The 21,224-nt window shown below is 35.8% G+C and carries 23 protein-coding genes and 2 pseudogenes; 13 read left to right on the top strand and 12 right to left on the bottom strand.

From position 1 onward, the window contains the following. Nucleotides 1-245 precede the first annotated feature (245 nt). Together F6K06_RS30720 and F6K06_RS30715 are read right to left on the bottom strand one after the other, a co-directional pair. The gene (locus tag F6K06_RS30720) at nt 246-422 is read right to left on the bottom strand and encodes a hypothetical protein (protein WP_338043219.1); all 177 of its coding nucleotides are present in this window, start codon (nt 420-422) and stop codon (nt 246-248) included. A gap of 546 nt (nt 423-968) precedes the next feature. Continuing rightward, nucleotides 969-1,745: an HAD-IIB family hydrolase gene (locus F6K06_RS30715; RefSeq protein ID WP_124146234.1), complete on the bottom strand. Its 777-nt coding sequence runs from the start codon at nt 1,743-1,745 to the stop codon at nt 969-971. 413 nt (nt 1,746-2,158) lie between these two features. On the opposite strand from F6K06_RS30715, the gene F6K06_RS30710 reads away from it, so the two are divergent. From F6K06_RS30710 to F6K06_RS30680, 7 genes and pseudogenes are all read left to right on the top strand, one after another. Further along, nucleotides 2,159-2,287, top strand: a complete 129-nt coding sequence (locus F6K06_RS30710; RefSeq protein WP_275670413.1) for a hypothetical protein — start codon at nt 2,159-2,161, stop codon at nt 2,285-2,287. A gap of 334 nt (nt 2,288-2,621) precedes the next feature. After that, on the top strand, nt 2,622-2,924 hold the full coding sequence (locus F6K06_RS30705; RefSeq protein ID WP_124146235.1) for a hypothetical protein: 303 nt from the start codon (nt 2,622-2,624) through the stop codon (nt 2,922-2,924). A gap of 40 nt (nt 2,925-2,964) precedes the next feature. Further along, entirely contained in the window at nt 2,965-3,426 is a 462-nt protein-coding gene (locus F6K06_RS30700) for a GNAT family N-acetyltransferase (protein ID WP_124146236.1), read from the top strand. A gap of 340 nt (nt 3,427-3,766) precedes the next feature. Beyond that, nucleotides 3,767-4,039, top strand: a pseudogene (locus F6K06_RS30695) (choice-of-anchor L domain-containing protein); the annotation flags it as partial. A 779-nt stretch (nt 4,040-4,818) separates the two neighbouring features. Continuing rightward, on the top strand, nt 4,819-5,079 hold the full coding sequence (gene psaK, locus F6K06_RS30690) for a photosystem I reaction center subunit PsaK (protein WP_124146237.1): 261 nt from the start codon (nt 4,819-4,821) through the stop codon (nt 5,077-5,079). 972 nt (nt 5,080-6,051) lie between these two features. Beyond that, nucleotides 6,052-6,483 (top strand): L,D-transpeptidase, encoded by a 432-nt coding sequence (locus F6K06_RS30685; RefSeq protein WP_375339366.1) that lies wholly within the window; start codon nt 6,052-6,054, stop codon nt 6,481-6,483. A 90-nt stretch (nt 6,484-6,573) separates the two neighbouring features. Beyond that, the gene (locus F6K06_RS30680) at nt 6,574-7,323 is read left to right on the top strand and encodes a L,D-transpeptidase (protein ID WP_124146240.1); all 750 of its coding nucleotides are present in this window, start codon (nt 6,574-6,576) and stop codon (nt 7,321-7,323) included. A 911-nt stretch (nt 7,324-8,234) separates the two neighbouring features. Here the strand turns inward: F6K06_RS30680 and F6K06_RS30675 are convergent. Then, nucleotides 8,235-8,456, bottom strand: a complete 222-nt coding sequence (locus F6K06_RS30675) for a hypothetical protein (RefSeq protein WP_240039082.1) — start codon at nt 8,454-8,456, stop codon at nt 8,235-8,237. A 107-nt stretch (nt 8,457-8,563) separates the two neighbouring features. Here F6K06_RS30675 and F6K06_RS30670 point away from each other — a divergent pair, with 107 nt between their 5' ends. The 4 genes and pseudogenes from F6K06_RS30670 to F6K06_RS30655 all read left to right on the top strand — a co-directional run bounded on the left by F6K06_RS30670 (nt 8,564) and on the right by F6K06_RS30655 (nt 12,013). Continuing rightward, nucleotides 8,564-9,763, top strand: a complete 1,200-nt coding sequence (locus tag F6K06_RS30670) for a peptidase U32 family protein (protein WP_124146241.1) — start codon at nt 8,564-8,566, stop codon at nt 9,761-9,763. A 294-nt stretch (nt 9,764-10,057) separates the two neighbouring features. Beyond that, entirely contained in the window at nt 10,058-11,599 is a 1,542-nt protein-coding gene (crtD, locus tag F6K06_RS30665) for a C-3',4' desaturase CrtD (protein ID WP_124146242.1), read from the top strand. Between the two features lie 170 nt (nt 11,600-11,769). Next, a pseudogene (locus F6K06_RS30660) lies at nt 11,770-11,862 on the top strand (DUF4277 domain-containing protein); the annotation flags it as partial. A 25-nt stretch (nt 11,863-11,887) separates the two neighbouring features. After that, nucleotides 11,888-12,013 carry a hypothetical protein gene (locus F6K06_RS30655; protein ID WP_287309005.1) on the top strand — a complete coding sequence of 42 codons (126 nt, stop codon included), beginning with the start codon at nt 11,888-11,890 and terminating at the stop codon, nt 12,011-12,013. 959 nt (nt 12,014-12,972) lie between these two features. Here F6K06_RS30655 and F6K06_RS30650 read toward each other — a convergent pair. From F6K06_RS30650 to F6K06_RS30635, 5 genes are all read right to left on the bottom strand, one after another. Beyond that, a complete protein-coding gene (locus F6K06_RS30650; protein WP_287244460.1) occupies nt 12,973-13,302 on the bottom strand; it encodes a hypothetical protein in 330 nt (109 codons plus the stop codon). Between the two features lie 371 nt (nt 13,303-13,673). Next, entirely contained in the window at nt 13,674-14,627 is a 954-nt protein-coding gene (gene dcm / locus F6K06_RS30645; RefSeq protein WP_240039087.1) for a DNA (cytosine-5-)-methyltransferase, read from the bottom strand. A gap of 31 nt (nt 14,628-14,658) precedes the next feature. Beyond that, nucleotides 14,659-14,937, bottom strand: a complete 279-nt coding sequence (locus tag F6K06_RS30640; RefSeq protein WP_240039083.1) for a DNA cytosine methyltransferase — start codon at nt 14,935-14,937, stop codon at nt 14,659-14,661. A 42-nt stretch (nt 14,938-14,979) separates the two neighbouring features. After that, a complete protein-coding gene (locus F6K06_RS34400; RefSeq protein ID WP_353734917.1) occupies nt 14,980-15,435 on the bottom strand; it encodes a DpnII family type II restriction endonuclease in 456 nt (151 codons plus the stop codon). Nucleotides 15,436-15,693: 258 nt separating this feature from the next. Beyond that, nucleotides 15,694-16,038, bottom strand: coding sequence for a hypothetical protein (locus tag F6K06_RS30635; protein ID WP_205127457.1), 345 nt, complete (start codon nt 16,036-16,038; stop codon nt 15,694-15,696). A 282-nt stretch (nt 16,039-16,320) separates the two neighbouring features. Between F6K06_RS30635 and F6K06_RS30630 the strand changes: the two genes are divergently transcribed. Further along, entirely contained in the window at nt 16,321-17,937 is a 1,617-nt protein-coding gene (locus tag F6K06_RS30630) for a sodium:proton antiporter (protein ID WP_124146244.1), read from the top strand. 208 nt (nt 17,938-18,145) lie between these two features. Here the strand turns inward: F6K06_RS30630 and F6K06_RS30625 are convergent, their stop codons facing one another. Further along, the gene (locus F6K06_RS30625) at nt 18,146-18,388 is read right to left on the bottom strand and encodes a hypothetical protein (RefSeq protein WP_124146245.1); all 243 of its coding nucleotides are present in this window, start codon (nt 18,386-18,388) and stop codon (nt 18,146-18,148) included. A 335-nt stretch (nt 18,389-18,723) separates the two neighbouring features. Between F6K06_RS30625 and F6K06_RS30615 the strand changes: the two genes are divergently transcribed. Then, nucleotides 18,724-19,566 carry a tetratricopeptide repeat protein gene (locus F6K06_RS30615; protein ID WP_240039088.1) on the top strand — a complete coding sequence of 281 codons (843 nt, stop codon included), beginning with the start codon at nt 18,724-18,726 and terminating at the stop codon, nt 19,564-19,566. A gap of 91 nt (nt 19,567-19,657) precedes the next feature. Here F6K06_RS30615 and F6K06_RS30610 read toward each other — a convergent pair whose 3' ends face one another. The 3 genes from F6K06_RS30610 to F6K06_RS30600 form a co-directional block, all read right to left on the bottom strand. Then, a complete protein-coding gene (locus F6K06_RS30610) occupies nt 19,658-19,993 on the bottom strand; it encodes a XisI protein (protein WP_124146247.1) in 336 nt (111 codons plus the stop codon). After that, nucleotides 19,981-20,397: an element excision factor XisH family protein gene (locus F6K06_RS30605; protein WP_124146248.1), complete on the bottom strand. Its 417-nt coding sequence runs from the start codon at nt 20,395-20,397 to the stop codon at nt 19,981-19,983. Before F6K06_RS30605 ends, F6K06_RS30610 begins: the two co-directional genes overlap by 13 nt. 166 nt (nt 20,398-20,563) lie before the next feature. Further along, nucleotides 20,564-20,686: a hypothetical protein gene (locus tag F6K06_RS30600; protein WP_275670414.1), complete on the bottom strand. Its 123-nt coding sequence runs from the start codon at nt 20,684-20,686 to the stop codon at nt 20,564-20,566. Between the last annotated feature and the right edge of the window lie 538 nt (nt 20,687-21,224).

The raw sequence follows: 21,224 nt of genomic DNA, 5'->3' as shown, positions 1-21,224 counted from the left end.
TGGTGATAATAATGTAGATTTTGCTCAACAATGTATCAAACTTTATCAAGATTCAGCTTTGTGGAATAAACTTAGAAAAAATGCCATGAAGCGAGTTGAAACTGAATGTTCTCCTCAAGTTTTTTCACAAAGATTGAGTTCTATTTTTAAATAAGCAATCAGCAGTCAGCACTAAATGTGTGCGTTTGCGGAGTATTCCGGTACGGAAAATCGTAGTAAAGATTCAGATCGCTGCCACAGAACAATCAATTGGGATACCAGTTGTGAGGTTGAAAAGTTTGGCGCAACAACTCTGGTTGCAAGTAGTGAAATTCGTCTGGCAAACCAGGTTCCTCCTGATTTTCACTTGGTAGGTTGTACATGGTGGGTAGAGTTTGCTTTGCTGAAAGTGGTGGTTCTGATTGAATTGATATATTCGTCATTTCAGTTATCAGTTATCAGTACCTACTGTAATAGGGAGGTTTGAAATTATGGTTTGGTTCGAGTGGGCGATCGCAAAGTATTGCGGAATATTATCTTTTTGTCTGACTAAAAAATAAAGGGTTTTTTTACTTAGGACTTACGCACTGACAATAGATATAGGGATTTGTGCGTTACGCTGTCGCTAACACACCCTACCAATAGCATTCATGCGTAAATCCTGAAACTACTAATAACGACACTATTTGCGCCCACATTTTTTCACACTTACAGCTTAACATAGGATTTTGACAAATATGAAAGTTGTGTGTAGGAAAAATTTTTGATACTGGAGGAGCGATCGCGATACCCTTTTTACAAGGCGTGAGCTACATCAACTATCCCCATAAATCCCTCTTAAAAAGGGGGACTTCCGGTTTCCCCCCTTGTCAAGGGGGGTTAGGGGGAATCTCCAGCAGTGTACCTAACCCTTACTGAGAAATGCTATATTATAACTGATAACTGAAATGGTGTTGCATAAAAAATCTTGATTTTATGGTGGAAGAAAATTAATTTTTTTCTAATAGTAATTCTGCCAATTCACAAAAACCTTCTGCTTCTTTTTGACTGGTAATATAAACTGGTTGATGATTCAATTTATCCGCATATTCTCGAATATTTGCGACTCCCACCGACAAAGGGAATTTACCTTCATCAAACAGAGTTTCATCATTAGGACTATCACCAACTGTAAGAATTTTTTCTGTTGTTAATTCCGGAAAATAGTCTGACAAAACTTGCAATAAACCCGTCGCCTTATCCTGTTCTAAAGGTTTAATATGACATTGCACAGTACTATAGGTAAAACCATAACCTTTGGAGTGACAAATCTTTGCCATTTTTGTCAGTTCAGATAAATTTAAGTCCTGAATATCAAAAGTAAAATCTGTGAGTCTAAACTGATTATCAACAGATTCTTCAATCCGAGGAAATAGACTTTTTAAGTATTGGAAAACTTCAGCTAAATGTTGTCTATGTAGATTAATATTTGGGATAGAAGTTAAAAATTTAGGTGCTTCGTTATGATTAGGATAAAAGAAACCTCCATTTTCAGCTATCGCTCCTACTACTGGCAGATAATTTTTAATAGCTTGCACCCAACCGGCAGAACGACCTGTAATTATTAATACCTGAATTTTTGCTGCTGCTAATTTTTCTAAACTAAGGAAAAGATTAGAAGTAAATTCACCATTTTTAGTTAATGTACCATCCATATCAGTAGCTATAAGTTGAATATTTTTAAGGCTTGTTTTTGCTACTGTTTCAGAGAGAGGAGTCAAAGGCATAATTAATATTTATGATCGATTATTTCAAAACTTTTGAGATTATATAGCGTTTCTCAAAGTAAGCATTCAGCTCTTAGCAGTCAGCTATCAGCAAATAATGAATAATTCCATATAAGCATGAAGAAACGTAATTTTACAGTAAGTTTTAATTCTATCCAAATTTCTCAATTGCTTTTACCTCCTCCTATCATCAATAGCTGTTAACGTAGTTCCTCCGCAGGAGGCTAGCTAATAGCTGACTGCTGAATGCTTACTTCTCAAGTTACTGAGATACAGTTTTTTCTTCTTTTCTATTCTGTACAGACCTTGCATGCAACGTCCCTACCTGATCCCTAAAAGAAACGAATGCGCGTACCTCACGCTTTTTGGGAATTGCTATATAATAATGTACTAAATAAAGAGTTATTCTCATTATGTTTGAAACAATTACAGCTACAAACCTAACTTTACATGATATTGAAACTAAATTCAATTTACAATTTTCTGAATATAAGCAATTTTTTCGAGAATGGCTTGATAATTTACCAATAATTAATGGTTGAGAAAGACAAGGGTTAGATAAACTAAAAGCTGGTTATCTCAACAATATTAAATATCAAATGTTAGAAAATACTACCATTTTGTTAGTATTAGTACCATTATTATATTTGGCAGATTTATATATTCCTCTCTTTCATATTGAGTATAAAAAATAAGTATAATTTGTGCTACAATAACTACAATTACTACTCTTGAATTATGGAATATCTAAAAAATAGAATATTAATAATCAACCTTCTATCCTAGATAACTAAACCCCTTCTTCCTTCTTACTTCTTCCTTCTTACTTCTGCTATAGAAGATGAGGATCAAATTGTTAGGAGAAGTATAGATATTTTGGTCTTAAAAGAATATTTTTGGGTAGTTGCTATTGAAGCTAAACTGTCACAATATTCTCTAGAAGTAGCATGGCCTCAACTATTATTTTATATGTTAACTAATCTGACTCCAAAAGTACCTACATTTGGATTATTGATAAATGGCAGTAATTTCAGATTTATTAAACTAATGAAGGGAGATAATTTACAATATTCTGTATCTCGACTTTTTGATATTCTTAATCCTGGAAACGATCTGCATCAAGTTTTTCAAATTTTAAAGCATTTATCTCAACTGACTGAAGGTTACAATCTGGAATAATCATCATCAACAAATAAATCAGCTATCAAAAGAGGTGAAAATGACAGAAATATTATTGCCAAATTCTTGTACTCTTAGACCTGCATCTGCCAAAGATATTTGGTCTATTCGTCAAGTAGTTTTAACTGCTAAACTTGACCCAACTCAATTAATTTGGCAACAATTTTGGGTAATTGAATGTGAAGAAAAATTAGTAGCTTGTGGGCAGTTGCGTAATTTTGAAGATGCAGAAGAGTTAGGTAGTTTAGTCGTTATCAAATCTTGGCAAAAATGTGGTTTAGGAACAATACTAACCAAACATCTGATTCAACAATCAACTAAACCTTTATATCTAGAATGTCTGGGGAAAAAATTAGAATCTTTTTACAGTCGTTTTGGTTTTGTACCTATTTCTTTAACCGAATTACCTCAATCTCTAAAGTTCAAATTTGGTATATCTCAATTAGCTAGAAAAATCTTCAAACTTCCCGTAATAATTATGCAGTATCAAGGAAACAAGTAATATCATGTCCGTTTAATTAGTGATAATAAAGTTCTTAGATGGTAGGTAGTAGGTAGTAGGTCATAGGTCGTAGATGTAAATTCAATATCTAACACTGTAAACGAAGCAGAAATTTGGGATATTCATTCAAGATCGCTTCAATAGAACATTTTTATTATACTTAATTATCTGGACATGGTATACATCAAAGATTGTTAAATTAATAATTCATCTAACGCTATTCTCAAAAGTTCCAAGAATTGGTGAAAGCAAAAGCAACTCTCTTGATTTATTTGGGGAAAATACAACATGATTTTCTTAAACAAAAACAAGTTACAGAAAGTGTAATTTTAGCAGCTGAGGTGCTTCTGGTGCTTCTGGAATTTTCACCAATGGATTATCATCTGGTATTAGCATAGATAGTGGTATTATTCTGACTACAGGTGCAGCTACCGATGCTAAAGGTCCTAATGATTCAGATAAGAAAACTACCGACAATGAATTGCCTGGAGATTTTGATTTGGATGGGTTGATTTTTGAAGACCAAAAAACCTTTGATGCAACTATTCTGGAATTTTTTCAAACTGAAGGAGGCGATGTTTTCTTCAATTATGTATTTGCCTCTGAAGAATTTGATATTTAAAATTTTATCCAATTGCTCTTAGAGCTGATTTATAAAGTAAATATTAAGAGGATAGATACTTTACATTTTAAGGGTTTGATACTATCTAAGCCCCAAGGGCATAACTTTTGAAAAACCCATGCTAGAAAGGGATTTCAGCTCAGTTTACAAATCAGTTCTTATAGTAATTAGGGCTTGCTGATTAAATCTAAAAGTATTTACAGATAAAGGTTTTAGCCTTTTTGGGGCCTTTAAAAAGTGCCTGGTTTTCAGCTCTTCACGCTCAAAAAGTTAGTATTTTAGGCTCATAGTTGGGCAGAAAAATCAAGGGACAAAACTTAGCTCCTATCTCCTCTAAATTCCCATTTCTCCCCTCCTGGGAGGGGTTAGGGGTGGGTTGTCTCCTGTCTCCTGTCTCCTGTCTCCTACCCCAGCAAAAAGACTTTTTTCAGCAAACCCTAATTATATTTTTATTAAAAATAAAATCACCTATTTATTAACTTTTAAATATTTTTCATCAATAATTAACCAGATAAAATAAAATCACCTAGCTTATGGTTTACCCCATAAATTTTGAAATGCCTATAGTCATTTTTTTTCATCACAAAAACTCTATTGATACCTTCCACTGTTTCCTACTCCCAATTTCTGTAAGAGTCCTCTTAAATCTAAAGCTGGATTTGTAAAGAATTATTACTAAGTTACTCTAGAAGAGAAAATAATTGTATTTTCTGGTATAAAGATGCCACTTAGGTTTTTGATTGACTACATATAATTAAGGAAAAGAAAAAATGCTTTACTCAACTTTACTCGCAGTTGGCCCTAATACTTTTAGTTGGAGTCCCAAAATTGCTTTAATTATGATTATTTGCAATATTGTAGCGATCGCCTTCGCTAAGTTTACAGTTAAATATCCTAGCGTTGGACCTGCAATGCCTGGATCTAACTTTTTCGGTGGTTTTGGTGTAGCTGGAGTTTTAGCAACTACTAGCTTTGGTCACATTTTAGGTGCAGGTGTAATTCTTGGTTTGGCAAATATAGGATCTCTGTAACATTTCCCTCAACTATAACTATTAGCAGAAAATTGTTAATTCAATTTTGATTTATTTATGGCAACTTCCCTAAAAGTTGCCTTATTTGTTTACATAACTATTGCGCAATAGCAATCAATCATCGGAACCAAACAACCAGCTTTTTTATCATTTTCTTTGTGGGTTTAATACCCCACCGTCAACGGGGGTGTTCACGCATTACTTGGGGGAGCGAATCCCCATGTAATTTTCCTCCTGTCTCCTGTCTCCTGTCTCCTGTCTCCTTCTTCAAGAGGCAAGAGATTTACCATTAAAGGGAGAAGATAGGTTTTTCCAGCTTATTAATGTATTTGACATATCAAAAGCTGAAAACTCAGACAACGCCTGATTTTCCTCCTTCCTTCTGTTGTAGATAACTAAACGCCTTCTTCTTTCTGCTATATATGCTATAACGCTGTAGTGGATTTGCAGTTATATCATGTCCGGATAATGAGCGATAGAACAAAAAAACTTTCTCCTTTTCCTCCTCTTTCTTCTTCCCTCCTGACTCCTGACTCAGTCCTCCTGAGGACTCCGTCGTTTATTTATAAGTATTCAACCGGACATGATATTACAGCGATTTTTAAATGGATGAACCACATAGTCGCACACCAAAACCATTGTAGGGAGATTCCATAAAACCTCTCTACTGTGGTCTACTAATCATAAAAACTACTGTATAATCAAAAACCAGCATATTTTCAGTAGTTAAGGATTGACTAAATGAATGAAAAAGTCAGAAAAAAATCTTTATCTAGATGGAGCAATAGTAGTCAAAAACACAATATTTTTAGTGGTTTTCATCTGTTAATACTCTTAAGCATAAGTATAGTCATTAGCTGGAACTATTTACAACGAAAAGCTCATGCTTCAACTCCTGTTGAAAATCAAGAAGCTTCAACTAATGCTACAGACTTAATAGAAATTCAGTCTCCAATAAAATCAAAATCACCGATTACAAAAAAAATACTAAAAGAACTTTATATTCAGCAAAATGAAAATATTTATTTAGTCATAAAATTAAGCGATCGCCGTGTCTATATATATCAAGACGAGCAATTAAAAACCAGCTATCCCATTGCTATTGGTAGAGAAGGATGGGAGACTCCTTCAGGTACATATAAAGTCATGCAAAAAATTCCAAATCCATCCTGGAAACATCCTTTTACTGGAGAAATAATACCACCAGGTCCAGAAAATCCTTTAGGGGAAAGATGGATTGGTTTTTGGACAGATGGCACAAACTATATAGGTTTTCATGGAACACCCGACGAAGAAACAGTAGGACAAGCTGCTTCTCATGGTTGTGTTAGAATGTTAAATCAAGATGTACTAGCCCTATTTGAAAAAGTAGCAATTGGTACAACTGTCATCGTCGAACCTTAACAGAATATGAGCAGAGTTTATTGATAAATTAAGCTACTAATAATATTAGTTTCTGATAATATCTATATAATTAATTTTGAGGAGTGAAAAATGATCGAATCTACCACAAATAAATGCCTTAGTCCGATGCTAAAAATCAACAAGGGAGCATATAATTTAACAGCAATATTCTTAACTACAGCAATTATTATATTATCTGGTCAAAAGTTATCCATAGCTTCTGTTTATACGACTGAGACAACTAATAATAATCAGCAAACACAGAAGGAAGCTAATTTAGCATTTGATGATTTGACGCCAAAGTGGCAACCTCCCGTTCAAGACCTCCAAAAATATTTACTAACAGAAGGAGAATCAGTTAATTCATCATTTGGTGGCTTAATGCCAAACCTGAAACGTGCTGTTAAAGACTTTCAAAAATATTTGGGAATAGAAAGAATAGAAGTAGAAAAGTTAATCCAGGTGGTACTTCGCTTAGGGGAACGACGAGTATATGTGTATGAAGGAGAAGAGGAAATAGCTAGTTATCCTGTAGCAGTGGGTAAACCAGGTTGGGAAACACCAACAGGTAAATTTGAAGTTATTCAACTGGTGGAAAATCCGCAATGGCAAAACCCCTGGACGGGTGAGGTAATGCCAGCAGGGCCAAATACAGCTTTAGGATTGAGGTGGATTGGTTTTTGGACAGATGGAAAAGATACCATTGGGTTTCATGGTACTCCCACTGTAGAATCCATTGGATATGCTGCATCTCACGGTTGTGTGCGGATGCGGAATGAAGATGTGATTGCTTTATTTGAAAAAGTACAGGTGGGTACAACTGTAGTCGTGGAGCCATAGTTTACATAGGTAGATCGCCGAACTTGAGATAATGAATTAAAAGTCTGAGGGAATACTTGAGCAGATCTAGAGATTTGGAGCTTTAATATCCTGACTATATCCAGGTGAATCATAAAAATCAACAAACTGGTAACCACATTAGACACAAATGCAGTTTTGCTTATGTCTTCGATGGCCATTTTTACGGATATGTTTGCTAATATCAAATCCGGGGGAATTGGATATAAAAAAATTCTCCAATCGTCATAACTACTAAATCTTTGTGATTCTTTCTCCTGCTGACTCTTGACTCCTGACTCCTCCTGAGTTAACCAATCTATAACTGTTTAACCGGATTTGAGATAAGACACTCTGGACATTGCATGGAAAATTAAACTCCAACTTTATAGTACTTAGAGATTTTATCTAGACTTTAGGAAAAAATAGGTTAAAAATAAGGTCAAAACCTGATACCGCAAAATTTTTATATTAAATCAGTCGTTTTCTTGATCTATCTAGGTTTCAGCTATTTTAAGCCACTTAAGGTATTTTTCCTGCTAATACTGGGTTTAAAGCCATTTTCGGTGTGAAAAATCCAAAAGTACAGTTATCCGATCCATAGCTCTTGGTGCATTCAATTCATCTTTATATTTACCAACGTCAGCCAAAAAGATGTCAGGATTTTACGAAGCTAGTGTCTAGCTGCAAAAATTAGTAATATTATTTTTGAGTTGACTTCGTTTGAGTTTAGGCTTTTTTCATTCCTCTAATAAATAGATCAGGACTTACGCAACGACACCAATAATAGTGGTTGGATCAGAAAAATGAGCAAGTTATACACTATATGTAACGATACTGCGTAATTCCTGTAGATTAACTGATACAATTAGACACTAGATTATCATTTTCTTTGTGGGTTTAATACCCCACCGTCAACGGGGGTGTTCAAAATTACTTGGGGGAGCGAATCCCCATGTAATTTTCCTCCTGTCTCCTGTCTCCTGTCTCCTGTCTCCTTCTTCAAGGTAGATGACCATTATCCAGCGAAATTGAACTGTATTATCTGCTATTGGTTGGCAGTCACTATCGGGATCAAAAATTTCTTGATGGGTTTTGGTTTCGAGCTGTTTCACTATCGTTTTTTGTTCGTTCAAAATTTCCGCAAAACCTCTATATTTTAATTATAGCGTTGATTCTGATTCTTCAAACCATAGTTGAGCGATCAAGCTAAAATATTTAAGTTAATCACTATATATATAATATGTGGAAACCAGAATTGTTAGCTCCTGCTAAAAATCTCGAACGTCTAAAAGTTGCTGTTACCTATGGCGCGGATGCTGTTTATGTGGGAGGGCAAAAATACGGTTTACGGGCGCGAGCAGATAATTTTTCTGACTATGACTTAGAATACGGAGTAAATTTTGCCCACCAAAATAATGCTAAAGTTTATCTGACTCTGAACGCTTTTCTCCACGATGATGACTTTGAGGGATTAGCCGAATATTGTCAATTTCTGGAATCTATTGGTGTAGATGGTGTGATTGTTTCTGACTTGGGGGTTTTGCGAGTAGTGAAAAATAGTTCTAATCTTGACATTCATCTCTCGACTCAAGCATCTTGTCTTAATTCTTATGCAGGGCAAATGTGGAAAGAATTTGCTGTGAAGCGTTTAATTGTGGGGCGAGAAGTCAGTGTTGCAGAGGGTGGGTTGATTCGTAGACAAACTGGTATTGATGTGGAGATGTTTATTCACGGTGCTATGTGTATGGCTTTTTCTGGTAATTGTACAATCTCCAATTTTACTGCAGGTCGAGATTCTAATCGTGGTGGATGTATTCAGTCATGTCGTTTTCCCTATCAGTTGGAGGCAAAAACAGACGATCGCCCGGTTACTTTTATGTCTTCTAAAGATTTATGGGGTATTCATCAAGTAGGAGCGTTTTTTGAGCATCAAATCTGTTCTCTGAAAATAGAGGGGCGAATGAAATCATCGTTTTATGTAGCGATGACTTGTAGATCTTATCGTCAAGCGATCGATGCTTATGCAGAAGGGAGGTTGACTCCAGAGTTAGTGAATCAGATTAGTGGTGAATTAGAATCTGTGCCTCACCGTGACTATTCTTCTGCTTCATTGGAAATTCCTGCAGGAAATGATTCTGTATATAAGCAGTTGGAAAGTAGTAGGGGTACTCACGAATATCTTGGTATTGTGATGGAGACAACACCAGAAAATATAGTTTTGCAACTGGTTGAGTCTGTGGAAGTGGGTGATGAAATTGAGATTATTCCTATGTATGGAGAGATAGTGCGTTGGAGAGTTAGTCAGCTTATTTCTGTGGTAGGCGATCGCCTGGAGAAAATGCGTGCTGGTAATGTTGTTTGTATTCCTAGAACTGCAGCACCAGATATCTTGAATAACGTAACAAAATTAAATATAGTTAGAGTCCCACCAGTAAATTGATGATTTGACAAAATTATATAGCAGGCAGGGAACAGGGAACAGGGAACAGTGAGAAAAATATTTCCCTTTATTCGGATCGTCATCATATCATGTCCGCTTGAATACGGAGTTGCACATTTTTGTCTACACTTGAACTAGCAATACTTTGAAAGAGGTATAAATAACAATTAACATAAAAATCATGCCTAATTTTTTATAGACATTTTCTCCTTGTTCTGTTCTGGCCTTGCCCAAAAAGCCGATCAAATGATAGATTATATTAATATTTAATTAAGAAATATTAAGATAAATTCTATGTTCTCTAAAAATACTATACAAAAATCAAAAATTGTGGTATGTGGTGCAGGTGTTGGTGGCCTAACAACAGGAGCATTACTGGCCCATAGAGGCTATCAAGTCCACATATTCGACCAAGCGATCGTTCCTGGTGGTTGCGCTTCTACTTTTAAACGACGCGGTTTCACTTTTGATGTTGGTGCTACTCAAGTAGCAGGTTTAGAAACTGGTGGTATTCATCACCGGATTTTCTCTGAGTTGGAGATTGACATTCCGAAGGCTACCAACTGCGACCCTGCCTGTGCCGTATTTCTACCAGGAGAAACTCAACCTATTAATGTTTGGCGCGACCAAAAAAAATGGCAACAAGAGAGACTTTCTCAGTTTCCCGGTAGCGAACCATTTTGGCAACTAATGACAAAATTATTTAAGGCAAGTTGGAAGTTTCAAGGGCGAGACCCAGTTTTACCACCGCGCAATATCTGGGATATGTGGCAGTTAGCAAAAGCAGTACGCCTGGATACTTTGATTACAGTGCCATTTACTTTGATGACGGTAGCAGATGCGTTACGGTTGTATGGCTTAAATGATAATTTGCGGTTGAAAACATTTCTGGATTTACAACTGAAACTTTACTCTCAAGTAGGTACAGAGGAAACAGCTCTACTTTATGCTGCTACCGCTTTAGCTGTTTCCCAAGCTCCCCAAGGTTTGTATCATCTTGAGGGAAGTATGCAGGTGTTAAGCGATCGCCTGGTTACAGCTTTAGAAAGAGACGGAGGACAACTCTTGATGGGTCATACTGTGGAACAGATATATATAGATAAGGGTAAAGCTACTGGTGTCAGAGTCAAAAATCAAAAAACTGGAGAAACTTGGGTAGAAACTGCCGACCATATTGTGGCTAATGTCACCGTGCAAAACTTAGTAAAGTTAGTGAAAGATGAAAATCAGACCTCTCACCCAATACCCGGTTACAAACGCCGAGTGAATAAACTCCCCTCACCATCGGGTGCATTTGTGGTTTATTTGGGAGTCGATGAAAGTGCTATTCCACCAAACTGTCCGCCTCATTTGCAGTTTTTCTACAATTATGACGGTCCCATTGGAGAAAATAATTCTTTGTTTGTATCAGTGAGTCATCCGGGAGACGGTCGCGCTCCCACAGGTAAAGCAACAATTACAGCTTCAAGTTTTACCGATACTCAAATTTGGAGACATTGCAAAGATTATCAGGGGTTGAAGCAGCAATATGCAGAGGAGGCGATCGCTCGTTTGAGTGAATATTTTTATTTAAAACCAGAAACAATAGTTCATCAAGAAGCGGCTACACCTCGTACTTTTGTTAAATTTACGGCACGAGATGAAGGTGTTGTCGGTGGTGTCGGTCAGCGTCTTTCAACTTTCGGACCTTTTGGATTTGCCAATCGTACTCCCATTCAGGATTTATGGTTGGTAGGAGATTCAACTCATCCAGGAGAGGGTACGGCAGGAGTGTCTTATTCAGCGTTGACTGTGGTGCGACAGATTGAAACTGAGAGTAATATTATGTCTGGTTGAATACTTATACAAGGAAGGCAGAGGGCAGAAGTCTGAAGGGAAAGAAAAGTTCAAATAGTACTGAAGAAATACTGAAATTATCTTTACTTTTGTTCCTTCTTTCTTTCTTCCCTCCTGAGTTCTGACTCCTGAGTTCTGACTCCTCGCTAAGTTATTTACTATTTAAAAAAGTGTCTTTAATTGAAGAAATAACAGTTCAAAATATCGACCACTTAGGAATAGTAGCAGGACTAATTGATGAGATAGGAATTGTGGAAATAATTAGGGTTTGCTGAAAAAGTCTTATGGGTGAGGGTAGGAGTCAGGAGACAGGAGACAGGAGACAGGAGAAATGGGAATTATAGAGGAGTTAGTAGGAAGAATAGTCCCTTGATTTTTCTGCGCAACTATGCGCCTAAAATACTAATTTTTTGAACCATTACGACCTAAAAGCTTGGACTTTTTTTAACTAAAAAAGGCTAAAACCTTTATATATCAATGCTTTTATATTTAATCAGCAAACCCTAATTAACAAAAATTAGGAGTAGATAATCGAGAAAAAAAGACAGCATTAAAGCTAGTAAAATAGTTAGAAAAAACTGGATTTGATACAGTTACTCAGGCTCAAAATTATAGCGCTGTGCGCAGGCAACAGGCAACAGGCAACAGCTCATCTGGGGGAATAAAAAACCGATAATATAAGACTTTTAGCTATTGGACAGTTCTTGTAATTTGTAAATATGTCAGCGCACATTGCTATACTTGAAATCCATCAACAAAAAACTGAAATTATGGGCTGAAATTCCGGTCGCGATTCATGTATCTTTTTGTCTTACATTATGAAGTACGAGATATGGGTTTCAAGATAATTGAGAAGAACATTTTTATTATGTCTAAGAGCACATCTCACTTTTGATCTTCGTAGGTTGGGTTGACGTTAGGAAACCCAACAATTGCAACGTTAATAACATCTATTTGTTGGGTTTATCCTACGGATAAGCTCCGAAGAGCGTGCCTCAAACCAACCTACGACATTAATATTTTTGCAAATAAATATGAGATGCACCCTACGTCTAATTAATGAGACTTGATATCAGGAGTTAGTTTAATTCCAAACTATTAATAAAGTACACAAATAGCTTGCTTTAATTTTTTTTGTCAAATCATCAATCTTTTATAAATTTTTTCTTATCCTATATTCCTATATACAGCATCTTTCATATCAGTGAGGTACATATGTTGCGGGCAAGATACGCGCACTACAAAGATCATTAATATTTGTACCTTATATATCTGCAATCTGCTATATATATTTTATAAATCTCCAAAAAATGGTAATAGTTAATAATTTTAAATAAATAACTTGTTTTTCCGAAAAACTAATAAATTATTGCTTATTCCATCTGAAAATGATAACTGGTATGACTGCCATTTGGATATAAAAAAGTACAGACCACAGCAACTTTTGGATTATAATTATCAATCAAATTTCCTAAACCAGCTTGTTGCCAATCACTAATCATTGTTCCTATTTGACTCATCGGTTTAAACTTAACTTGCCAGTCTGCTAAAACCGTACTATTTTCTTCTAACTGTCTAAAAATTATTACCGTGCCTTTTTCGGAAAGTAGGTGATATCCTTGATGGGCGATCGCTGCTATTTTTTCAGCATTTGCTTCTATTATTGCTAATTGTTGTTCTTTCGATTCTAGGACATTTTCCATTCTTTTTATCCTTTTTTTATCATTTAACTTTTCTAATTTATCATCTTTTTAATTTATGTTCAATATAAATCTCCAAAAATCAAAAATAAAATCAATTATTATCCATAAATTATCAATTATTCCTCCCTGTTCCCTATTCCCTTTTCCCTATTCCCTAAATCAAAAATAAAATCAATTATTATCCATAAATTATCAATTACTCCCCTCCTGGGAGGGGGAGGGGCGAGGGGTGGGTTCCCTGTTCCCTGTTCCCTATTCCCTAAATCAAAAATAAAATCAATTATTATCCATGAATTATCAATTACTCCCCTCCTGGGAGGGGGAGGGGCGAGGGGTGGGTTCCCTGTTCCCTGTTCCCTGTTCCCTGTTGCCTATTTTCTGGATATGTTCAACATTAATTCTTGAGCTACGGCTTTAACTACATTAATACTTACAGAATTACCCAGTTGATAATAAGCCTTATTATCATTGTGGTGCAAAATAAAATCATCAGGAAAACCTTGTAATCTTGCTGCTTCCCTAGGAGTAATTTTCCTAACTCTATTTTGATGATAAATACCTAATCTATTGGCATCACTTGCCACTAAAGTTACAGCAATTTTATCTGGGTCTAAAAACTTGTAGACTTCAAAAGAAAAGTTTCCTGATACTGGTTTATATTTTGACTCAACTATTTGCAGATAATTTTTACTAACTAAAGAATTGAGCAATTTTTCTAACTGAGGATTAGTAAAAAAACTAGCTATTTGCTCCTTGCTCAACAATTTACCATCTTGATGTTTACCAAATTGACTATTTCTCCGTTTCAAAATCAAACAGTTCATTAATTCTATTTCCTCAGCACTGCATTCTCCTCTCAATCCCAACTCCCAAGAATGAATAGAATTTCCACCGCGATAATCAATTAATCTCATGCCATATAATTTACTTAAATCTCCATTTAATCTCTGTTTTAATGCTGCCACAAATTTTTCCGAAAAATATAATTTTTCATCTGGATTATCTTCCAAAATATCTGCCACAGTTATAGATTTTTTCAGAGGATAAAATAAAGACAATTGTTGTGGGTGATAAGAATGAGAATCTTTCAGACCAAGGTCAGAAATTAAATTAAATTTTGGCCTACTATCTAAAACTCCCAAGATATAAACTCGGAGACGATTTTGGGGTAAATTAAAATTCGCGCTATTCAATAAAAATATGTCAAAACTGTAGCCTCTGCTTTGAATTTCATATTTAATAGTTTCAATTGTTCTACCTTGATCATTAGTCAGCAAACCACGAACATTTTCAAATATAAAAGCTTGGGGTTTATATGTATCTATTAATCTGGTAATCTCAAAAAAAAGCGTACCTCTAGTATCCCCAAATCCGGCTTTTTTTTCCAGCAGAAGAAAAAGATTGACAAGGAAATCCTGCTAATAATATCTCATGGGGTGGTAACTTTTCAATTTGGCGGATATCTCCTAAAGGAAATTCAGCAAAATTTTTTTCATAAACTAAACCAGTGTCAGAATTTATTTCACTACTTAATACACATTCAGTTTCAATGTTTAAATATTTGGCAGCTTGTTCAAAACCTAATCTCATTCCACCAATGCCAGCAAATAGATCGATAAAGCGAATTTTTGTCATTTTATATTTGTTATAAATAGTATATAAATTGTCCAGTTTTTTTCAACCATTATTGTTTTCTAAGTAATCTCTCAAAAAATCACAAAGAATTGACAACTCATTTTTAGAAAATGCCACAGTGCAATGGCTATGCAAACAAATTGTTTGTAATGCTGACTGTCTTTCAAAGTTTCCTGCTCCATCTATAACATAAGCAATTTTGTGACCTGCTGTTTCAACTTGTTCATAACGAGCTTTTGCTTCTCCTCCTTTACGTTCAATAACACTATTAGTAGTTACTTGAAAGCTTACTTCTATAGCTACATATTTCTGGTTTTTTGTGACTATAATATCAAATGAAGTTAAACGTCCTGTAGTTTCGTCAGTATGAGTTACATTAGCTAAGGTAGCATCAGATTTTACTTCAATTCCAATGATTCCAATTTCATCTTTTATATACTGAGCAACAAACTTTTGTGCTAGATGACCTAAAGCATTAGATTTTGCACCTCCTGTAATACGACTAACCCAAATATATCGCTGCTTAATAAAACTATCTAATTTACTGGATTTACCAAAATAATCACCAATTTCACATCTTGCTAAAATTTAAGCAATTTCTTGATTAGCATTCTTATAGGAATTTCCAAATAAAAGAAGTGCAATAGCATCTTTTTGTCTTTCATCTAAAGAATATTTTACAAAAAGATATTTTCCATTAATTTTAAGAGTTTGATTACTTAAAGTTTTTGTAGGTAAGGCTTGAAACTTATAAATTCACTGACTACTTTTCCAGTAATATTTCATTTCTTCATTAGGAAACAAACTTTTAAATTCTTTACTTATACGTTTGAGCATTTCTCCCCCAAAGTCAGCCAGAATAACCAAATGCTTAACAAATAAGTTTCCTGACAAAGCTGAAGAGTTTACTATTGTAAATAAGTCCTCTAATTCTAATACATCAATGCTTAAGATATTAATAAATTGCTCTTGTGTTTTTAACAATAATGGAATTATACTTAACTCTGCTTCCATTTCAGCTAATTCTGTCGGCCAAAATTTTGATGCTGCTTTTTCTAATTCCAGAAACGTTTTTCTATAATCTTCTTTGGGGTTATTCATTATATTTTTTCATTAGTTATAAAAAAAATTGTTAAAAATATCAATAATCAGGACTTACGCAAAGGCACTATGTATAGAGTTTAACTACTGTTGGACAATAGTTTTAAGAGCTATATATAGTTTATCTATAGTTTATCTGCGTAAGTCCTAAATAATTATACAAGAAAAAGTGATTTTACACAATTTAAGGCATCTAGATGACTTGATTAACTAATTGTTTTATAGTACATTAAATTAGTACTAAATTCCTTCTTTCCTCTTCCTTCTTCCCTCTTCCTTCTTATGTTAGAAAGTATTATTTGGATATTATTAATAGGCTTTTTTGTCGGACAAATAGCCTCAAGATTAAAAGCACCGCCACTGGTGGGAATGGTGTTAGTCGGAATATTATTAGGTCCTCAAATTAGCAATACCATCGACTCTAGTATTTTGCAAGCTGCTGACTCCCTACGCACGATCGCCGTTATGGTAATTTTGATGAAAGCAGGGTTAGGGTTAGACCGAGAAAAATTAGCACAACAGGGAAGTGTTGCGATACGGTTAGGTTTTCTCCCTGCAACCTGTGAAGCTATTGTTATTGCTCTAGTAGCAATGTTATTACTTCAGTTTGACTTTGCCACTGGGTTGTTATTAGGTTGCATCATCGGTGCTGAGTCTCCAGCAGTTATCGTTCCCGGAATGTTGCGCCTCAAAAGTTTGGGTTGGGGTGTAGCTAAAGGTATTCCTGATGCAATTTTGACAGGTAGTGCTTTGTCAGATGTTTTGCTGTTGTTGATTTTTAGCCTTTTGCTGGCATTTTTATCCCAAGGAGCAACTACTGTAACTTTACCTGGTGGTATCACTCTCAGCGCATTACAACTATTACCATTTCAAGTAATTTTACAAATTATTCTCGGAGTTATCGCCGGTTTGCTGACGGCGCGAATATTAGTATTGCTGTTAGTCAAACAAAATTGGACTCAAAATGCCACCCAGGATACTTTAGTGGCAGCAGGTCTAGCTCTATTGTTAGTCGTCTTAGCAGAAAAATTTCCCATATTTTCTGGTTATTTGGCAGTTATGGCAACAGGATTTTTTGTCATCGAATTTGATGCACCTCTGGCGCGACGGTTGCGAAATAGTTTTGATACTTTGTGGGTGGTGGCGCAAATAATTTTGTTTGTGTTACTCGGTGCTAGTATCCCGTTGCAAATATTGGAAAATGTCTTGTTGGTAGGGTTGTTAATTTTAGCAGTCGGTACTTTAGTCGGGCGAATGCTAGGTTGGTATCTCTCCACTTTAGGTAGTAATTGGAATTGGCGAGAACGTTTATTTTTACTCCCCGGAAATTCTGCTAAAGCAACGGTACAAGCTGCCATTGGAGCTATTCCTCTAGCAGCAGGTATTGAGGGAGGAGAAACAATTTTGGCTATCGCTGCCCTATCAATATTAGTCACAGCACCTCTAGGAGCTTGGGCAATACCTACCTTTGCACCCAAACTACTACGCAAGGGAGAAGTCGATCCAACCAAGGTAGCGATCGCTCGTCGTATTGTTTTATTAGCTGCCGTTGATACTTCACCCCTTGCTGTGGATGTGTTGTTAAAAGTTGCCGAGTTAGCGAGACGTTGTGATGGGGAAGTTGTGGTGTTGCACGTTATTCAGTCTGAGGATGGGGAAAGTATTGAGCAACTGCAACTGCAAACAAAGCAACTTTTGGCAGATATTCGGTATCGGTTTATAACTGTTGCGGGAGTGGTATCAGAGGAAATAGTTTCTGTTGCACAACAGTATGGAGTAGCAGAAATAGTTCTGGGGAAAAGAGGGGATCGTTTATGGGAGAATGTGTTAGTTGGGTCGGTTTCTCAAGCTGTTTTGGAAAAGAGTTTAATTCCTGTGGTGGTAGTTGAAAAGGTGTAGTTATACTGATATGGGCAGGCAACAGCACTTTGTAGCTTGGGTTTATCGGTTAACCTAACAACCTCCAAGTATCTGTAGGGTTGCGCTGTTGCCAACTCTTTGCTCGCCCTACGATATTTGCGTTCTGCTTGCAGCAGAGCTAGTGCTATCGCACTTAGAGCATCCCTAACCCAACCTACAAGATATGCGATCACACTAGGATTTATAGTTATGCCTGATCACGAATCACAACGAGAGAACTGTAGAAGAATAAACTATCATTGGTTTCAGGATATGTATGCTTCCCACTCAAATAATCATAGGTAACAATGATTTCTTGCTCACCATCATCAGCCTTGTATTGCTTGGTTTTATGTAAACCTGAATTATCGGAGTAGTAATTCTTATAACTACTCGGTTCACTAGTTGAGGCATAAAGAGAATTCTTCCCCATCCAAGGAACATCAAACAAACAGGAGAAAGTTTTCTTCCAAACAGGAGAAAGTTTTCTTCAGTTTCTGATTCTTGGGGTCTTTTAATTTGAAGGTAGTAATGCATAGTAATGATTTAAGTGAGTAAACTAGCATTATAGTGATCAACAAAATACCAAATTGCACCAATATGATTGTCGAGAGATTTTGAGAATGATCAAGTTTTACGTACTCAGCGGGAAACTCTTTGACGTCAAGTATGATTGAATCGTTCAATATAATTTGTATAACTAGTTTCTTGGCCAACCGCACGGTGAAGCTTACTGGGTAATACTTGTGAGTAAGCTTCCCCAAAGTGGAAGAGTGTTTGTCACAAGTGGAGCAGGAAGATTTGGAGGAGATACGAGATGATGTGTTGTTGAATTTAAATTTGCTGGAACGAAAGGATGAAGATATCTATCAGTTACACCCTCTTATTAGAAAGTTTATGGTGGGTAAGTTGCAGCAGTTTGACTCTGTGGAGGAATGGAAACGTAGTTTTTGTCGGGTGGTGGCGGAGGCGGCGAGGGAAATTCCTGATGACATTACACTGGAGCAAGTTAAGGAAGTTGAGGTTAATATTCCCCATATTACAGAAGTGGCAGCAAACTTGACTGAGTATTTGAGTTATGATGATTTGATTACTCCTTTTATTAGGCTAGGTTCTTTCTATGAAGGTCAAGGATTTTATTTACAGGCACAACCTTGGTTAGAGAAGGGTAAAGAAATAGCAGAAAATCATCCAAAACGCGCCACCTATCTCAATAACCTGGCTTTATTATATAGTTCTCAAGGGAAATACAAACCAGCGGAACCTTTGTTTCAAAAAGCCATCGAAATCACCAAAATCGCTCTACCAGAAAATCATCCAGATATTGTCATTCACCTCAACAACCTGGCTTTATTATATAGTTCTCAAGGGGAATATGAAGCAGCGGAACCTTTGTTCCAACAAGCAATAAAAATCACCAAGATCGCCCTGCCAGAAAATGATCTAAAACACGCTACCTACCTCAATAACCTGGCTTTATTACATAGTTCTCAAGGGAAATACGAAGCAGCGGAACCTTTGTTTGAACAAGCATTGGATATGTTTGAAGAAACATTAGGTGAGGAACATCCTAATACTAAAATTGTGCGAGAAAATTTTGAAGTTTGTCGGCAACAACAACAGAGCTAGACACGGATTTTGCCACGGATGCACGGATGATGTCAAATGATTAATCCGTTTATCCGTGCCCGAATCTGTGTCTAGCTTTTCTTTTCCTCAATTAAGCAACTCCATAATCAGTATATTCCCGCATTTCAGGAGCTTGAAATCCCAGAACAATATCTTCTTTTGGTACTCCTCGCTCCACAAGTTTTTGAGCAATTCTCATTTCAGTCATATTTTGCTCTATCCAAATCTTTTCTCCTTTTATATCCAAATGTAAAACACAACCATAAGCTCGCCGATAACCATCCCATCCTACATTCATAACCATATAATGGTCTTGTTTTGTATCAAAAACCGTGTAACAATCTATTTGACCATTTGCTATGGGGATGGCAGCATAAACTGTTAATAAAGACTGAATAATATTGCGATAAGATTCTAAGGTATCCATTGTACAATTACCTCCTGTATTGGGTCATAAATAATTAGTTTTATTTCATACCTTTCTAAGGATATTTGTGCAAATTCCCGCCTAAAAAAAGTGTCATAAGCAACCACAGGTATTGCTAAATATAAAATTCGTGTTGGGTCACTAATTTCTAAAGCTAACCGATAATTCAAGAACTGTCCTAAAGCATTATGGTAATCTGTCAATGGCGAATCACTCAAAAAAGTTTTAATCTCAACTGCAATTTTTTCTTCACCACGCTCTGCTGCTAATAGTTGCTCTGCACCTAAATCAATTTCAAATTTAGTTCCGCCTACTTCGAGTAGTAGGGGATCGTCGGTGATCTGCCATTCCTCCTTTTCCAAAGCAATTCTAACCACAGCATGAAATTTATCCTTAGCGCCCATTTTTACCCTTCTCTAATTTACTTATTAGACTTGTCGCTTTATAACTATAAAAAACTGCTAAACCCTTATCATGTAAGGATTTTAGCAATTTCCAGTGCAAAACGTATGGAATTACTACTGTGTCTTAATTTGAGCGATTTTTTCTATCTATTTAGCGACAACTCTATTATAAATAGTCATAATCATCATCTTCAGGATTATCCCAAATTTTCTGAAAAGCTGCTTCAGACAGTTGAGTAATAGAATTAGTAAAATTTTGCTGTTGTTGTCGCTGAGACAAAAAATCCACAAAATCTACTATTTAGGAAACTTTATCTGGAGGCAAACTCCGGATTTTGGCAATTAGTTTTTTTTCCGACTCGGTGTAAATGTTTGTGTTTGTCATTAATTTATATCAATATTATGTGTCTTATCCTCAAATTATGCTATATAACATAGAATATATATGAGCGCACCTTTCCCATTATCTAAATAATAGCAAAAATTGATTTAAAATTAACCCTTTACTCAAATTTTTTTGTAGGAAATATTAATGGGAGCAATCGCGTAGCGGTGCGTAGCACTATCGGCTGCCCACTATGTTAAAATAAACAACATTAAATTATCAATAAAGGAGGTAAAAATTGAATCGGGAAATACACGAATCACAACAAAATTTATCAGAATAAATTTATGCAATTACCAACTAAGTAGGCAGGCAAAAAAAGTTGTAAAATAGCCTAGTCGAGTAGATGGAGGAAAATTTATAGTGTGCCAGCCCCTTTAAGAGTACATTTGAGTGAAGCTGAAGACAAAGAACTGCTGGAATTCCAGAAAATTGAGGGAAT

The sequence above is a fragment of the Okeania sp. SIO1H4 genome (assembly GCF_010672695.1).
Classification (GTDB): Bacteria; Cyanobacteriota; Cyanobacteriia; order Cyanobacteriales; family Microcoleaceae; genus Okeania; species Okeania hirsuta.
This window is presented reverse-complemented; position numbering and strand designations above follow the sequence as displayed.